Below are 15,606 nucleotides of genomic sequence, written 5' to 3' on the forward strand. Positions count from 1 at the left end.
GTTTCCATGTTCAGAGGTTATTTGGGGGTTTCCGGCAGTCAGGGAGACTGGCTTACGGGGTGGCGCAAGGAGACATCGGAAAATCTTCGGCCGGAAACCCTTTATTCAAATGATACTGCCCGGCAAATTGGAAAAATACGAATGAAGAGTTTTCAGCCATTGTTGAGTTTTTTTTGCCCCTTTTTGGGGCCAGTCCTGATAGACAATAAACACGAAGGAAACTGTTCGTATGGAAACACAAAATGCGCCGGAAACTGCCCCCCTTACGCGCACTTGTCGCTTTTGAAGCCACCGCCCGCCACCAAAGCGTGAAAGGTGCAGCCGAAGAATTGCACGTCACGCAAAGCGCCATCAGTCATCAGCTGCGCCAGCTTGAAGAAAATCTTGGCGTGGTGCTGTTTACCCGCAAAGGCCGCGGTCTGAGCACCACCAAATCGGCCGAGCTTCTTTTGCCGCGTCTGACCGAGGCACTGGACGGCATTGCCGATATCACCAGTGAAGTCGGCCCGGACAAGGGCAAGGCAATCCGTATTGGCGCACTTGCAACCCCGGCCTTGACCGTGTTGCTATATGAACTTGATAACCTGCGCGACCGCTTGCCATCCGATATTCCCGTGCAGTTTCGCAAGATCGAATTTGATGACGGACTGGATCCGCTTGAAATCGATCTGGCCCTGCAAATCGCGCCCAAGGACCTGCCCGGCCCGGAAGACTGGGTAACCGAACTTCTGACGCCCGAAGTCTATACGGCCTTTGCCGCCCCGGAATGGCTTGGTAAACGGGGATTTGATGCCTGCAACATCAATGTTTCGGAACTTGGCCCGCGGGACATCCTGCTGATTGACAGCGACAGCGAGCAATTTGCCCAGATCGAACAATGGTTCAAGGATGCCAGTTTCTCGCTTAGTGATTGCTGGACCTTCAGCCATCATATCTGGGCGCTTGAAGCAGCCCGCGCCGGACAGGGCATTGTCGCCAGCACCGATGTGGTTGCGCGCAACTATGTCGAACGTGGCGAACTGGTGCCGCTGAATTTCCCGAATTTCACATCGCACTGGTGGTATCGCCTGCTAATCCGGCCGGCACGTCAGAAAGACCCGGTCGTGATCGAAGCAGCAAAATGGATCAGGGAACTGATCAATCCGAAAACCGCATCCCTTGCGCGCAAGATGGTGCTGTAAGCGAATTGTCAATTGCCCTTAAGGTTTCGTAAGGGTAGGCTCGGTTAATAAGGGCGGGCAAAGCTGCATAAAAACGGGGTACTTTGGGGAAGATGACATCCTTGGTGTCGGTCGTTGTCACGACCTATAACTGGCCGGAAGCATTGTCGCTGGTTCTGAACTCGCTTGCGGATCAGAATGACCGCAATTTCGAGATCATTATTGCCGATGACGGATCCGCCGGTCCGACCACCCGCGTGATTGAAAATTTCGCGGCAACCTGCCCTGTTCCAGTCAAACATTACTGGCACGAAGATAACGGTTTTCGTGTAGCCAAGGCCCGTAATGGCGCCATTGCCATGGCCGAAGGCGATCTTGTCATCTTCATTGATGGCGATTGCTGTGTGATGCCCGATTTCATTACCCGTCATCGCAAAGCCGCCGAAACCGGATGCCTGGTATCTGGCAAGCGCGTTTTCATCAAGGAACGCCTGACCAAAACCCTTCTGAAGCGCAAATGGTCCTTCCATAAATGGTCGCGTCCGGCCTTGTTTGCGGTTTCGTTGTTCGGTTTTTGCAATCGTCCGTTTCAGTTCATCCGCCTGCCCCATAAAGGCCCCTGGCTTTGGGAGCATGAAAATTGCTGGCGCAAGGCACAGACCTGCAACCTTGCCGTCTTCAAATCCGATATTGATCGTGTTCACGGATTTGACGAGGCCTATGAAGGCCATGGCTGGGAAGATTCGGACTTTGTCCTTCGCTTGCTGCGTTCCGGCCTGAAACGCAAGAATGTCGAATATTGTTCACCGGTCCTGCATCTGTTCCATGAACGGAAAATTCCGGAACGTCACCACAGCAAGAATGACGTCTCGAACTGGCATCTTTTCAATGAAGACCTGCTGAACGATCACGAACGGTATGTACCATCCGCCTTGAAAAAGCAGGCAGATGTCCCTGAAACGCTTGGATCATTCGCAACTGCAAAAGAGATTGCGTGATTTTCGACCAAGGATGCATGTGCACCCCCTTGGAAGCTGCGGCAATTCGCGATAAAAGGGCGGCATCATTCTCCTTCGGGTGCGTTTTACGTCTCCGAAGCCGATAACAGCCGTCCCGGTCCCCGGGACATGCCTTTATAGAAGCGAAAGGGATTTTCCCAGATGGATCTTAGCAAGATTGCCGTCGGCAAAGATGTTCCGTGGGACGTAAATGTCGTCATCGAAATTCCGCAGGGCGGACCGGTCAAGTACGAAGTAGACAAGGACTCCGGTGCAGTCTTTGTTGACCGCTTCCTGCATACCTCGATGTATTACCCGGTCAATTACGGCTTCATCCCCAACACCCTTGGCGAAGATGGCGACCCGGTTGATGCGATGGTCATGTTCCGCGAGCCGGTCGTTGCCGGTTCGGTTATCCGTGCACGTCCGATCGGTGTTCTGATCATGGAAGACGAAGCCGGTCAGGACGAAAAACTGATCTGCGTTCCGCACGACAAGATCGATCCGTACTACACCGACATCAAATCGCATGAAGACCTGCCGCAGATTCTGCGTGACCAGATCCAGCATTTCTTCGAGCGTTATAAAGATCTCGAAAAAGGCAAATGGGTAAAGGTCACCGGTTGGGAAGGCGCTGAGAAAGCCGCCAGCCTGATCGAAGAAGGCGTTGCCCGCCTCGCCAAGTAAATCTGGCACCGTAATCGGCCGCGTCCGGTTACACTGATTTTTCACAACGCCCTGTCATTCCGACAGGGCGTTGTTTTTTTGACTTTCGGGCAAAATAGCCGACAATAAAACAATGCTTGGGCCATCACACCGTCGCGGGAGTCGATCCGTGCCCACCAGAAACAACCCGCTTACCGGTATCCTTGAAATCATCAGCGCCGACATTACGACGCTTGATACCGACGCCATCGTAAATGCCGCCAATGTGCAATTGCGTCCCGGCGGCGGGGTTTGTGGTGCCATTCACGGCGCTGCAGGACCGGAACTTGCACTTGCCTGTCAGCCGCTTGCCCCCTGCCCGGCTGGAGAAGCGCGTATCACACCAGGCTTTGGCCTGCGCGCACGCTATGTCATTCACACGGTTGGCCCAGTCTGGCAGGGTGGCACAAATAACGAAGCGGAAATGCTTGCCGCCTGTTATCGAAATTCCATCACCCTTGCCCAAAACAACAATCTGAACTCCATCGCCTTCCCGGCAATCTCGACCGGCATTTTTGGTTACCCCGAAGATCAGGCCGCCGGGATTGCGATTGCAACCATTGCCGATATGGCCGCCCGGTTTGATGCAATGCCACAAATTTACCTTTGTTGTTTTTCACCCTCTATGCGCAGCTATCTTGAAGAAGCTCTGCATAAAGCATGCAAAGGCACCAACTGAATGCGCAGTGACACTATCGTACCGTCGACCACCCAACCGCTCGAGATTTGCGTTTCCGCGGATGGAAAACTGCATGTCGGCGACCGGGAATTTCGCTGTGCGCTTGGGGTTAATGGCATCATTGATGCCAATGACAAGTGCGAGGGTGACGGCAAGACACCTGCGGGGCGCTGGAAGCTTCGCTATGTGATGTATCGGTCCGATCGCAGGCCCAGCCCCAAAACCAGACTGCCGGTCACAACCATTTCGTTCTCTGATGGCTGGTGCGACGATCCACGCCATCCGTCCTATAACTGCCCGGTCAGATTGCCTTTTGATGCCAGCCACGAAAAACTTTGGCGGGATGACGGGATCTATAACATTGTTGTCGTACTTGGCCACAATGATGCGCCGCCGGTCCCGGGCAAAGGTTCGGCAATCTTCATGCATATTGCCCGCCCCGACTATCGCGGGACCGAAGGATGCATTGCCTTATCCGAGCCCGATCTGGAAACCCTTCTGGGTTTGGCGCAAAATGAAACCTTCATCCGCATCACTCAGTGAAATCATGCACTTGCCGTTTGGGCACCGACACCCTAGGTTCAAGTGCTGAATTAATTCACAGGACAAGTCATGATTGAAGACGATTATCTGTATAAAAAAGGTGGAATTTCGGGTTTTGGGTCGCGTCTGAAACGGGTTTTCGGATCGCGTAAATTCTGGATTCGCAGCCTTGCCGTAATCGTCCTGATCGCCGTGATCTATTATCCGGCGGGCATGGCACTTGTGCATCGCATTGATGATAATCCCGACTTTACCGGCAATTATCATGGCGGCAGCCACGCGGTCAGCACCGCAGCCGGTCTCATTGACCGCGAGGTTAATCAGAACCGTTGGACCGCCAACGATCCGTTCTTCCTGCCAAGTGCGGCACTCGACAATATGCCGAACTTCCAGACCGGCATCATTTATGCCCTGTCGCGTTTCTCTATCGAATTGTCTGATCAGATCGGCCGGACCCGTGGTTCCAGCCAGGTTGACCCCGATCTTGATGATGCTGCCGGTCTGTTGAAATTCCGTGGCGATAAATGGGTATTTGATCCGAGTGTCTCGTTGCTGCCCGGCGTCACATCCGAACAGCAATATCGTCAGGCCATCCGGGCGCTTGAAAATTACAACAAGCGCCTGACCAACGGCGAAGCCGTATTTGAACGCCGCGCGGACAATCTTCTGGAAACGCTCAACCGCTTTGCCAATGATCTTGGATCGGCTTCGGCCCTGATTGATGACAAGGTTGATGCACCGTCCCTGTTTGATCGCACCGCCGATGACGTGTTCTATGCGACCAAGGGGCGCCTTTATGCCTATAGCCTGATCCTGCGCGACCTTGGCACCGACTTCGAACAGGTGATCAACGAACGTCAGGTTGCCCCGGCATGGGCAGAAATGATCGGTTCCCTGCAATCAGCCGCCGCGCTTGAGCCACTGGTGGTGGTTAACGGGTCGGCCGACGGGATCATTTTCCCCAACCATTTGGCAGGATTGGGCTTCTATCTGTTGCGCGCCCGTACCCAGATGCGCGAGATCAGCAATATCCTGCAACGTTAAAAGTCACTTTGATCACATATACGCCTGCGCGGAATACCTGACTTGCGCGCTGCGACTTGATCTTTTGTGTTTTTTGCCCCATTTAGGGCCTAACCAAATGAAATGCAGATTGTTGAGCGGGCAGCATAAGCCCCGACAATCAAGAGTGAGAGGACTAGCCGACCATGTTCATTCAGACCGAACCGACCCCGAACCCGGCGACACTCAAATTCCTGCCGGGCGAAGAAGTGATGGGCCGTCAGGGCACCGCAAACTTCATCAAGGGTGACGAAACCGTCAAATCACCGCTTGCACGCAAGCTGTTTGAAGTTGATGGCATTGCCGGTGTCTTCCTTGGCGGTGATTTCATCACCATCACCAAAGATGACTCCAAAGACTGGCAGACCCTGAAGCCGCAGATTCTTGGCGGCATCATGGAACATTACACCTCGGGCCAGCCGGTTCTGGATCAGAACTCCGATGCGGCCACCGGTGCCAGCACCGCGGCCGAAGGCGACAACGAACTGGTCAGCCAGATCAAGGAACTTCTGGACACCCGTGTCCGTCCGGCCGTTGCACAGGATGGTGGCGATATCGTCTTCCACAAGTTTGAAGACGGCGTTGTCTATCTCGAAATGCACGGCGCATGTTCGGGCTGCCCAAGCAGCACCGCGACCCTGAAAATGGGTATCGAAAACATGCTGCGCTATTACGTGCCTGAAGTTCAGGCCGTTGAGCCGGTCATGGCAGACTAGGGACCTTTCGGTCCCGTCAGCCCCTGATCCCCTCACAGACCCCGATCTTTCGAGTCGTGAAAAAAATCTTAAGCCCGGCGCAAACTTTTGCCTGCGCCGGGCGTTGTTATTTTGCGCAAAACGAAAAGGTTTGCGCGGTGTTTTCAACCCTTGGAAATATTGCCCGTTGCGATCCATGGCTGCGGCAGGCATAGATAACGTCCTTTTGGGGCGGACAGTGAATCAACAATGATTCAGATCCTGGAGAGAGAGTAATGGCTAGCGCAAAAGCAGGAAATTACCGGAAAGTTGCGCTTGCTTCGGTCACCGGAGCAATCGGATTACTGTATTTTGGCATTATTTCCGGAATTGATGTTTCGCCCAAACCGGTTGGATTGGGTACGGAAATCATTCCTGAAACCGTTGAAAACACGGACGGTACTGTTCCTAAAAAGCCAAAACCTGTCTATCGGCGCGGCCCGGAAGTGGCTGCACTGAACCAGTATTTCAAAAGCATCGGTTATGATCTGAGCGACGTTACCGAAGTCCCGCGCGTTTATATCAAACGTGTTCCCAAGGGGCTTGGCGAACTGGCGTCGGTCGATGAACGCAAGATGCTTTTCCTGCGCATCATGTTGCCGCTCGCCATGCGCGTAAACGAAGAAATCATCACCCGTCGCGACCGTCTGATGGCCATTCAGGCCAAGGGCATTTCCGGGACCCCGGTCAGTGCCGCGGATCAGCAATGGGTTGAACAGCTGATGAAACGCTATCGCGTAACCGATGGCGGGATGACGGCCCTGCTTGAACGGATCGATGTTATTCCGGCCTCGCTTATTCTGGCGCAATCCGCAGAAGAAAGTGGCTGGGGCACATCGCGCTTTGTGCGCACCGGAAACGCCCTGTTTGGTCAATGGGCCTGGGGTGACGATGAGGGCATCGTTCCCGAAGATCGCGAAGAAGGCAAAACCCACGTCATCAAGGCATTTGGCAGCCTGATGGACAGTGTGCGGGCCTATGCGCGCAACATCAATTCCCATCCGGCCTATCAGGATTTGCGTCAGCGCCGTGCAAGCATGCGCACCGAGGGTCAGCTTATCAATGGCTGGGACCTTGCCGAGACCCTGACCAAATATTCCGAACGCGGCCCGGAATATGTCGACAGTCTGCATGCCATCATGCGGGCCAATGGCCTGAACGAGCTTGATGGCCTGACCTTTGCAATTGGCGACGTACCGCCCCCGCCACAGGTTCTGGCATCGCTGGAAGACTGATCAGGATCACGAATATCCGCACACGCAAAAAAAAGGGACCCGTTGGGTCCCTTTTTCATTCAAAGAAGATGATCTCGCCTTTACCGTCAGCTTCCGGTTCACAGCCCGGGATTTAATGATCGCCGCGATAAATCCAGCCTTTTTCAGATTTCAGCAGCCTGATTTCATTTTCCATGGCGCGGCGGTCACCGGCCTTGAAGTCACCTTCCTTCATTGCCAGCATTTTGGTTTTGACCAGATCAATTGCGTCACTGACCGTATTGCCAACATCATCCATGGTGCCGGCCGCCTTGCCCTTTTCCGTCACATCATCGGCAAAATCGGCAATCGAGCGATCAAACACCAGATCATAGCGCACCATGACAATCACTTCGTCATCGCCCTTGGCAATGCTGTTGGTCTTGGTGACATTTTCGACATGCCCGACCTTAGCATAGGGATCGTCACGGAAACGTTCGATCACGGCGGTGGTGATTTCATCGGCACTCGGCCCACTTGCCTCTTCATCCTGGCACGCAGCAAGGAGCGGGAAGAACATAAAAACAGCGAGAAATCGGGTCAACTGGCCCATAGGGTCTTTCCTATATTCTTTGCGTTAAAAGCATAACATACCGGTGCTATGACCTGATCATGTGGCAGAAATCGGGTCAGTATACCATCGGCTTTATATGGTATCTGAAATGCCGCCCTCCAATTGCCCTGATGAATGACAAAACTGTCATTTGGAAAGCCAGATTTCCACCTCTGAAACAGACTATATTTGGTCCAATTCATCCTTTATGAATCAAGGCCCTAAGAATGCAGCACCCGGATTGGCATTGTGAAATTTGATCTGATTATCGCCCTTGCAACCGTTAGCGTTGCCATTGTTCTGTCCATGCGATCTGTGGCCCGTTTCGCACTTTGGCGGGCAGTTGTCACACCGCTGGCCTCCATCATTGGCAGCGGTTTTTTGCTTTTGGGCCCGATCCTGAATATCGGATATGGCGGCTATGCCCCGCTGATCATGCTGGTGCTGTGCCTGGCGGCCTTTCTGTTTGGCGGTGTCATCCGCTTCAATATCGCGGCAGGCGAGAAATCCGTCCAAAACGGTGATTACGGCCGGGCTGCCATCCGGATTGAAACGATCGCATCCTGGACACTGGCCTTTGCCTATATCATTTCGGTTTCCTATTACCTCAATCTTCTGGGGGCCTTTGCGCTTAGTCTGACGCCGTTCAATTCCGGGTTTGATGCCAAACTCCTGACCACCGGGGTTTTCATCATCATTGTTCTGGTCGGCTGGTCCCGCGGGTTCAAAAGCCTTGAGAAGATGGAATATGTTTCGGTCAGTCTGAAACTGGCGATCATAGCCGGGCTGCTGGTTGGATTGATGGGCCATTTCGGACATCAGGCACTTAATGATGGCCTGATCTTCAACCCGCAAAAGGTCAGCGGATGGTCCGCCATAACACTGGCATTCGGGCTTTTGATCACGGTTCAGGGCTTCGAAACATCGCGCTATCTCGGATCGGAATATGATGCCAAGACGCGGATCAAATCCATGCGCCTTGCCCAGTGGCTATCGACTGCGATCTATCTGGTCTACATCCTTCTGATTTCCTATGTCTTTCGACCTGATCAGATGTCGTCATCAGAAACCGGCATCATCAACATGATGCAGATCGTTGCCCCCATTCTGCCCTTCTTGCTGGTGGCTGCGGCACTGGCATCACAATTCAGTGCCGCTGTTGCCGATACAAGCGGTTCGGGCGGGCTGTTTTCCGAATTGTCGCGCAACAGGATCAGTGAACGGCATGCCTATCTGCTGCTTGCCATCATCGGCATTGCCCTGACCTGGTCGGCCGATATCTATGCCATCGTCAGTTATGCGTCGCGCTGCTTTGCCATCTATTATGGATTACAGGCCGCACTTGGTGCGGTTATTGCCACCAAACGCGATGCAGGCGGTCTTCGGGTCGGGTTTTACGCCGCACTGGCAGTGTTTGGCGCGATCATCGCGATCTTTGGGCAGCCTGTCGAATAAACGCAATTCGCCCGTTTTCGGCAATGATCCCCTCACAAACAAAAATGGCGGAGCCTGTTACCAGCTCCGCCATCTTCAATTCAGATCAGATCAAACGCTTTGACCCGACTTAACCGTGTTCTGCCTCGTGGGCAGCAAGAGCAGCCAGGTTGACCAGATCGTTCACGGTCGAGCCCATCTGCGCGATCTGGGCCGGTTTTTCCAGGCCAATCATGACCGGACCAACCACCGTGCCACCGCCAAGCTTGTCAAGCAGCTTGGACGCGGTGGTCGCCGCATGAAGGGCCGGCATCACCAGAACGTTGGCCGGGCCGGACAGACGGCAGAACGGATAAAGTTTCAGCAAGGATGTATCAAGTGCGACATCAACGGCCATATCGCCGTCGAATTCGAAATCGACATTGCTGCGTTCAAGGATACCCACCGCTTCGCGGATACGGTCGGTATCTGCGCTATAGGGGTTGCCAAAGGTCGAATGCGAAACCATCGCCACACGCGGCTCGTGACCAAGCTGACGGGCCTTTTCGGCCGCCTGAATGGCGATCTCGGCCAGTTCTTCGGCATTGGGTAGGTTATGCACACGGGTATCGGCGATAAACACCGTACGCCCCTTGGTAATCGCAATCGAAAGACCCATCGGGATTTCGCCCGGCTTGGCATCAATCACGCCAGCCACATCGGTAAAGCTGCGATTGAAGTTACGGGTCAGGCCCGTGATCAGACCATCTGCATGACCCTTTGCCACCATGACAGATGCAAAGACGTTACGCTTCTGATTGACCATGCGCTGGCAATCACGCCACAGATATCCTTTACGCTGCAGGCGTCCATACAGGAATTCTGCATATTCCGTATTGTGCTTGGACAGCGCTGCGTTGCTGATCTCGACACCATCGAGGCTTTCGATACCAAGCTTCTTGGCACTTTCATGAATACGGTCTTCGCGGCCGATCAGGATCGGCGTGCCATAACCGGAGTTGCGATACGCAACGGCTGCACGGATCACGGTTTCTTCTTCGCCCTCGGCAAAGGCGATCCGTTTCGGATGCGCACGAACGTAATCGGAAATCAGCTGAAGATGCGCTGCGGTCGGATCAAGGCGCCCGCGCAGCTGGTTTTCATATTCGTCCATATCAATGATCGGACGACGGGCAACACCACTATCCATTGCGGCCTGTGCCACGGCCTTGGGCACAGCAATGATCAAGCGCGGATCAAACGGTGCCGGGATGATGTATTCCGGGCCATATTGCAAACGGCGACCCGAATAGGCAGCCGCCACTTCATCCGGCACATCTTCACGTGCAAGCGATGCCACCGCATGGGCGGCTGCAATTTTCATTTCCTCGTTGATCGTTGATGCCTGGACATCAAGCGCACCACGGAAAATGTAAGGGAAGCCAAGCACGTTGTTGATCTGGTTCGGATAATCCGAACGCCCGGTCGCGCAAATCGCATCATCGCGAATTTCGGCAACTTCTTCCGGGCTGATTTCCGGGTCCGGGTTGGCCATCGCAAAGATGATCGGCTGCTTGGCCATGCTCTGGACCATTTTCGGGGTCACTGCACCTTTGACCGACAGACCAAAGAACGCATCGGCACCGTTCATGGCTTCTTCAAGGGTGCGGGCATCGGTATCGGCGGCATGGGCCGATTTCCACTGGTTCATGCCATCTTCACGGCCCTTGTAGATCACCCCGCGCGAGTCACACATGATGACATTATCGGGCGATACACCCATGCTTTTGACCAATTCCGAGCAGGCAATTGCCGCCGCACCGGCACCATTGATCACCAGCTTGATGTCTTTCAGCTTGCGCCCGGTCAGGTCGCAGGCATTGATCAGGCCCGATGCCGCAATGATTGCCGTGCCATGCTGGTCATCATGGAAAACCGGAATATCCATGATTTCGCGCAGGCGCTGCTCGATGATGAAGCATTCCGGTGCCTTGATGTCTTCAAGGTTAATGCCGCCAAACGATGCGCCAAGGAAACGCACGCAATTGACGAATTCATCGACATCTTCGGTCGAAACTTCAAGGTCAAAGCCGTCAACATCGGCAAAACGTTTGAAAAGGACGGCCTTGCCTTCCATTACCGGCTTGGAGGCCAAAGCCCCAAGATTGCCAAGACCCAGAACGGCCGTACCGTTGGAAATAACAGCAACGATATTGCCCTTCGAGGTGTAGTCATAAGCGGTGGCAGGATTCTTGGCGATTTCAAGACACGGCACCGCAACACCCGGCGAATAAGCCAGGGAAAGGTCGCGCTGGGTGGTCAGCGGCTTGGATGCGGTGATTTCGATTTTGCCCGGGCGGCCGCTGGAATGAAACAGCAGCGCTTCGCGGTCACGAACCTTGATTTCTTTATCTGACATTATGTTTTCACTGACGCTTGCGTGGTGGGTTGGAAAGCAAAGTGCATTACGTGTGTAGATTATCCTGATCGACATAAAATCGGTGTGGGACCGCCATGTCGGACCGCCCAATAAATCAGGCTTCGTGCCCCGGGTCAAAGGCGACGTTAACGGCAACCGCAAAATTACGTAGCGTTTTCTGTATGTTGCGACGCAGCAATCCCGACCGTTTTCGGCACCTGGTCTGGCGATCATTTTCCCGGCCCATCCGTCGACCAGCCTGAAACGAGACCATTTTTGGCAAGGATGTTTGATTTTTCAGAACCGTAATCGCGGCCATCATTCTCCACCCTCCCGGAAAATGCCACGCTGCACCGCGCAAAATTAGCATGCCGTCGGCCCCAAAAGGGTCTTTCCACGATCCGAAAAAAGCAAGGGGACGCCAACTGGCATCCCCGTTTTTCATGTTTTCGACAGTATTTACCGGCGATCAAACGACGCGGTTTTCAGAAACCGTACCGCGCGTCGCAAGATCTAGCGGCCGAAAGCTGTATCCACCAGATGGTAGTTACTTTCCGTAGTGCAGATGGATATTCGTCGCACCATTCTTTTGCAGGATTTCGGTGGCGCGTGCTTCGGCACCGTCATTGTCGCCGGAAATGCGAACCCAAAGAATGACCGAACCGGCATCAACAGCGCGGGCAAAATCATCGGTATGCGGGGTCGATGTCACTTCATCGATGAACTCGCGCAAGGCAACGGCACCAACCCCCGCACCAACCGCAATTGCCGCAGGCGCGGTTGCTGCGCCACCGAACAGCGCAATCGCACCAGATGCAACCAAAGGCACTTCATATTTCACTTCACCAACCAGTGCCGTCAGCACATCAGACCATGACCGGCCATCCGATCCCGCAACATCAATTGATTCATGCGAGCTCAGCACTGACAGGTCCGTGCGGGAAAATCCGTTATCGCGCAGTTCGCGCACGGCGGCGTCGAAACGGTCCTTTGTGTCGAACAAGCCAACCAGTTCAGGGGCCTGCGAGGTGGTCTGTTCTGCTGCCATTTTGCGCTCTCCTTGGGGGCTGATTTAAGCTACAAGATCAGGCGGTCATCACACCGCGTCTGACCAGCATTATGTTTATATATTTTGCAGAAATTCAGGCGTTGCAATGGCATAGATCAAGTTTTATCACCGCCCGGCTTTCCACCTCTCGTCAATGGCTTCAGGGTTTGCTATCACAGTCGTCATGAACAAAATCGCTGATACATCCGACACCACACCGACCGCACCATCCTTTTCACTGGAAGGTGCAACACCCATGATGATTCAGTTCCTTGAGATCAAGGAACAGTATCAGGACTGCCTGCTGTTTTACCGGATGGGCGATTTTTACGAGCTGTTCTTTGACGATGCCGTCAAAGCCGCCGAGGCCCTTGATATCGCCCTGACAAAACGCGGCAAGCATCAGGGTAACGAAATTCCCATGGCCGGTGTTCCCGTCCATAGCCACGAAACCTATCTTCAGCGTCTTATTCGCAAAGGCTTCCGTGTTGCCGTTTGCGAACAGATGGAAGACCCGGCCGAAGCCAAGAAACGTGGTGCCAAATCCGTCGTTAAGCGCGGTGTTGTTCGCCTGATCACACCGGGCACCCTGACCGAAGACAGTCTTCTGGATGCGCGGCGCCATAACTATCTGGCTGCCGTATCGGAAGTACGCGGCAAGGTCGGTCTGGCCTGGCTTGATATGTCGACCGGCGACTTCTTTGTTCAGCCCTGTGAAATGGCGGGCCTGCCTGCGGCCTTGGCCCGGCTTGATCCGGGTGAAATCCTGTTTTCGGAAAAGATGCTGAACCGCTCGGACGTCTTTGACATCTATGCCGAATATAAAAACATCATCACCCCGCAGCCGACCGCACGCTTTGATGCCGAAAATGCGCAACTGCGTCTGAAAAAACTGTATCAGGTCGAGGCCCTTGATGCCTTTGGCGGGTTCGAAATTGCCGAATTGTCCGCCGCCGGGGCGCTGATTGATTATGTCGATCTGACTCAAAAAGGTCAGATGCCGCGCCTGTCGCCTCCGACCCGTGTGGCCGAGGGCGCAGCGATGGAAATTGATGCCGCCACCCGCCGGTCGCTGGAACTGATCCAGACCCAGTCGGGCGAGCGGAAGGGCTCGCTTCTGTCCGTCATTGACCGCACCCGTACAGGCGCCGGCGCACGATTGCTTGCCGCCCGTCTTTCGGCACCGCTGACCAATGCCGACGAAGTCAACAAACGCCTTGATCTGGTAGAATATTTCCATGATCGCGATGCGCTTCGTTCCGATCTGCGTTCGGCCCTGGGTGAATGCCCCGATATTGAACGTGCCTTGTCGCGTTTGTCCGTTGGTCGTGGTGGTCCGCGTGATCTGGCCGCGATGCGCGATGGTCTGTCCTGTTCCTTTGCCATTGGCAATTTGTTGGCCAAACCCGATGGCGGCAATGATGGCCTGACAACCCAGCCAGAGGCCCTTGGCGATCATTTGACCGCGATGGGTCATCATGGCGATCTGATTGATCTTTTGCGCCGGGCGATTTCGGAAAACCTGCCGCTTCTGGCCCGTGATGGCGGCTTTATTGCCGGGGGATATCACCCGCCGCTTGATGATTTGCGCATGCTATCAAGCGAAAGCAAAAAGCTGATCGCCAATCTTCAGGCTCGCTATACCGAACAGACCGGGATCACCAACCTTAAGGTCAAACACAACAACGTTCTGGGCTATTTCATCGAAGTATCGGCCAAAACCGCCGACAAGATGATGGAAGAAGACGAGTTCATCCATCGTCAGACCATGGCAAATGCCGTGCGCTTTACGACCGTGGAGCTGTCCGAACTTGAAAGCAAGGTTTCCAAGGCCGGTGATCAGGCGTTGGCCCTTGAACTTGAACTGTTTGAAGAACTGGTTTCTGCGGTTCTGGCCAAGGCAGATGACATTGCCAAATGTGCCCAGGCCCTTGCCGGACTTGACGTTTCCGCCGCCCTTTCGGAACTGGCACGCGATCAGGGATGTGTACGCCCGAACATCGACACCAGTCTTGCCTTTGACATTCAGGGCGGACGCCACCCGGTGGTCGAAGCGGCCCTTCGTGAAAATGGTGATGCACCATTTGTCGCCAATGATTGCCGCCTTGAAGATGCGCAAAGCTTGTGGCTGATCACCGGTCCGAACATGGCTGGTAAATCGACCTTCCTGCGCCAGAATGCCCTGATTGCAGTATTGGCCCAGATCGGTGCCTTTGTTCCGGCTGCCAAGGCCCATATCGGCGTGATCGACCGTCTGTTTTCGCGCGTCGGTGCGGCCGATGACCTTGCACGCGGGCGATCTACCTTCATGGTCGAAATGGTTGAAACCGCATCGATCCTTAATCAGGCCACCGCAAGATCACTGGTGATCCTTGATGAAATCGGGCGCGGCACGGCAACCTTTGACGGTCTGTCGATTGCTTGGGCCGTGGTTGAAAACCTGCACGAAATCAATCAGTGCCGTGGTCTGTTTGCCACCCACTATCATGAACTGACGGCCCTTGCTGCCAAGCTTGAACACCTGTCCTGCCACACCATGCTGATCAAGGAATGGCAGGGCGAGGTCGTATTCCTGCACGAGGTCGGTGCAGGCAGTGCAGACCGATCATACGGTATTCACGTCGCCCAGCTTGCCGGTCTGCCAAAGCCGGTCATCAAACGCGCCGAACAGGTTCTCAAGACCCTTGAAAAGGGCGAACAGGGAGGTGCGGTTTCCAAACTGGCCGATGACCTTCCGCTGTTTGCCGTTGCCATCGAACAGGCCGCCAAGGAAGAACGCGCAAGCACCCCTGCCCTGTCCGATAGTCAAAAGGCCCTTCTGGATGCGGTCGCCGATCTTGATCCGGATAATATGACCCCGCGCGAAGCCCTTGATGCGCTGTATCGTTTGCGATCCTTGAAGGACTAGAACATCAAAGCAAAATCCGGCGCATGAAAAACAGGCACCTTGCCCTTATATGAGGCAGGTGCCTGTTGTGTTTCGGGCGATGGGCCGCACGTTCCAAGAACCCCAAATTCGGCACAGCACATGCATAGGGT

General features: G+C 54.4%; 13 protein-coding genes. 10 read left to right on the top strand and 3 right to left on the bottom strand.

All coding sequences use genetic code 11. The annotated features are described in order from the left end of the window. Positions 1 to 242: 242 nt before the first annotated feature. From TH19_RS00345 to TH19_RS00380, 8 genes are all read left to right on the top strand, one after another. The gene (locus TH19_RS00345; protein ID WP_114100341.1) at positions 243 to 1,181 is read left to right on the top strand and encodes a LysR family transcriptional regulator; all 939 of its coding nucleotides are present in this window, start codon (positions 243 to 245) and stop codon (positions 1,179 to 1,181) included. A gap of 92 nt (positions 1,182 to 1,273) precedes the next feature. Continuing rightward, positions 1,274 to 2,158, top strand: coding sequence for a glycosyltransferase family 2 protein (locus TH19_RS00350; protein WP_114100342.1), 885 nt, complete (start codon positions 1,274 to 1,276; stop codon positions 2,156 to 2,158). 162 nt (positions 2,159 to 2,320) lie between these two features. Further along, on the top strand, positions 2,321 to 2,845 hold the full coding sequence (ppa, locus tag TH19_RS00355) for an inorganic diphosphatase (RefSeq protein ID WP_114100343.1): 525 nt from the start codon (positions 2,321 to 2,323) through the stop codon (positions 2,843 to 2,845). 148 nt (positions 2,846 to 2,993) lie between these two features. Next, positions 2,994 to 3,542, top strand: coding sequence for a macro domain-containing protein (locus TH19_RS00360; RefSeq protein ID WP_258547760.1), 549 nt, complete (start codon positions 2,994 to 2,996; stop codon positions 3,540 to 3,542). Continuing rightward, on the top strand, positions 3,543 to 4,085 hold the full coding sequence (locus TH19_RS00365; protein ID WP_114100345.1) for a L,D-transpeptidase family protein: 543 nt from the start codon (positions 3,543 to 3,545) through the stop codon (positions 4,083 to 4,085). A 69-nt stretch (positions 4,086 to 4,154) separates the two neighbouring features. Further along, on the top strand, positions 4,155 to 5,129 hold the full coding sequence (locus tag TH19_RS00370) for a DUF2333 family protein (protein ID WP_114100346.1): 975 nt from the start codon (positions 4,155 to 4,157) through the stop codon (positions 5,127 to 5,129). A 164-nt stretch (positions 5,130 to 5,293) separates the two neighbouring features. Next, positions 5,294 to 5,863 (top strand): NifU family protein, encoded by a 570-nt coding sequence (locus TH19_RS00375; RefSeq protein ID WP_114100347.1) that lies wholly within the window; start codon positions 5,294 to 5,296, stop codon positions 5,861 to 5,863. 254 nt (positions 5,864 to 6,117) lie between these two features. Continuing rightward, a complete protein-coding gene (locus TH19_RS00380) occupies positions 6,118 to 7,116 on the top strand; it encodes a glucosaminidase domain-containing protein (RefSeq protein ID WP_114100348.1) in 999 nt (332 codons plus the stop codon). A gap of 112 nt (positions 7,117 to 7,228) precedes the next feature. Here the strand turns inward: TH19_RS00380 and TH19_RS00385 are convergent, their stop codons facing one another. Beyond that, complete coding sequence (locus TH19_RS00385; RefSeq protein WP_114100349.1) at positions 7,229 to 7,687, bottom strand: hypothetical protein; 459 nt, start codon at positions 7,685 to 7,687, stop codon at positions 7,229 to 7,231. Positions 7,688 to 7,936: 249 nt separating this feature from the next. Here TH19_RS00385 and TH19_RS00390 point away from each other — a divergent pair, with 249 nt between their 5' ends. Then, positions 7,937 to 9,142: an APC family permease gene (locus TH19_RS00390; RefSeq protein WP_114100350.1), complete on the top strand. Its 1,206-nt coding sequence runs from the start codon at positions 7,937 to 7,939 to the stop codon at positions 9,140 to 9,142. A 109-nt stretch (positions 9,143 to 9,251) separates the two neighbouring features. Here the strand turns inward: TH19_RS00390 and TH19_RS00395 are convergent, their stop codons facing one another. Then, entirely contained in the window at positions 9,252 to 11,519 is a 2,268-nt protein-coding gene (locus TH19_RS00395) for an NADP-dependent malic enzyme (RefSeq protein ID WP_114100351.1), read from the bottom strand. 547 nt (positions 11,520 to 12,066) lie between these two features. Further along, positions 12,067 to 12,567 carry a hypothetical protein gene (locus TH19_RS00405; RefSeq protein WP_114100353.1) on the bottom strand — a complete coding sequence of 167 codons (501 nt, stop codon included), beginning with the start codon at positions 12,565 to 12,567 and terminating at the stop codon, positions 12,067 to 12,069. 184 nt (positions 12,568 to 12,751) lie between these two features. Between TH19_RS00405 and mutS the strand changes: the two genes are divergently transcribed. Further along, on the top strand, positions 12,752 to 15,475 hold the full coding sequence (gene mutS / locus TH19_RS00410; RefSeq protein ID WP_114100354.1) for a DNA mismatch repair protein MutS: 2,724 nt from the start codon (positions 12,752 to 12,754) through the stop codon (positions 15,473 to 15,475). Positions 15,476 to 15,606 lie beyond the last annotated feature (131 nt).

Source organism: Thalassospira profundimaris (assembly GCF_003326675.1).
In the GTDB taxonomy this organism is placed as follows: Bacteria; Pseudomonadota; Alphaproteobacteria; order Rhodospirillales; family Thalassospiraceae; genus Thalassospira; species Thalassospira aquimaris.

What these genes read in the sequence shown, in the direction of transcription:
- TH19_RS00345 (WP_114100341.1), top strand. Translation starts at nt 243, where the DNA reads ATGCGCCGGAAACTGCCCCCCTTACGCGCACTTGTCGCTTTTGAAGCC.
- TH19_RS00350 (WP_114100342.1), top strand. Translation starts at nt 1,274, where the DNA reads ATGACATCCTTGGTGTCGGTCGTTGTCACGACCTATAACTGGCCGGAA.
- ppa (WP_114100343.1), top strand. Translation starts at nt 2,321, where the DNA reads ATGGATCTTAGCAAGATTGCCGTCGGCAAAGATGTTCCGTGGGACGTA.
- TH19_RS00365 (WP_114100345.1), top strand. Translation starts at nt 3,543, where the DNA reads ATGCGCAGTGACACTATCGTACCGTCGACCACCCAACCGCTCGAGATT.
- TH19_RS00370 (WP_114100346.1), top strand. Translation starts at nt 4,155, where the DNA reads ATGATTGAAGACGATTATCTGTATAAAAAAGGTGGAATTTCGGGTTTT.
- TH19_RS00375 (WP_114100347.1), top strand. Translation starts at nt 5,294, where the DNA reads ATGTTCATTCAGACCGAACCGACCCCGAACCCGGCGACACTCAAATTC.
- TH19_RS00380 (WP_114100348.1), top strand. Translation starts at nt 6,118, where the DNA reads ATGGCTAGCGCAAAAGCAGGAAATTACCGGAAAGTTGCGCTTGCTTCG.
- TH19_RS00385 (WP_114100349.1), bottom strand. Translation starts at nt 7,687, where the DNA reads ATGGGCCAGTTGACCCGATTTCTCGCTGTTTTTATGTTCTTCCCGCTC.
- TH19_RS00395 (WP_114100351.1), bottom strand. Translation starts at nt 11,519, where the DNA reads ATGTCAGATAAAGAAATCAAGGTTCGTGACCGCGAAGCGCTGCTGTTT.
- TH19_RS00405 (WP_114100353.1), bottom strand. Translation starts at nt 12,567, where the DNA reads ATGGCAGCAGAACAGACCACCTCGCAGGCCCCTGAACTGGTTGGCTTG.
- mutS (WP_114100354.1), top strand. Translation starts at nt 12,752, where the DNA reads ATGAACAAAATCGCTGATACATCCGACACCACACCGACCGCACCATCC.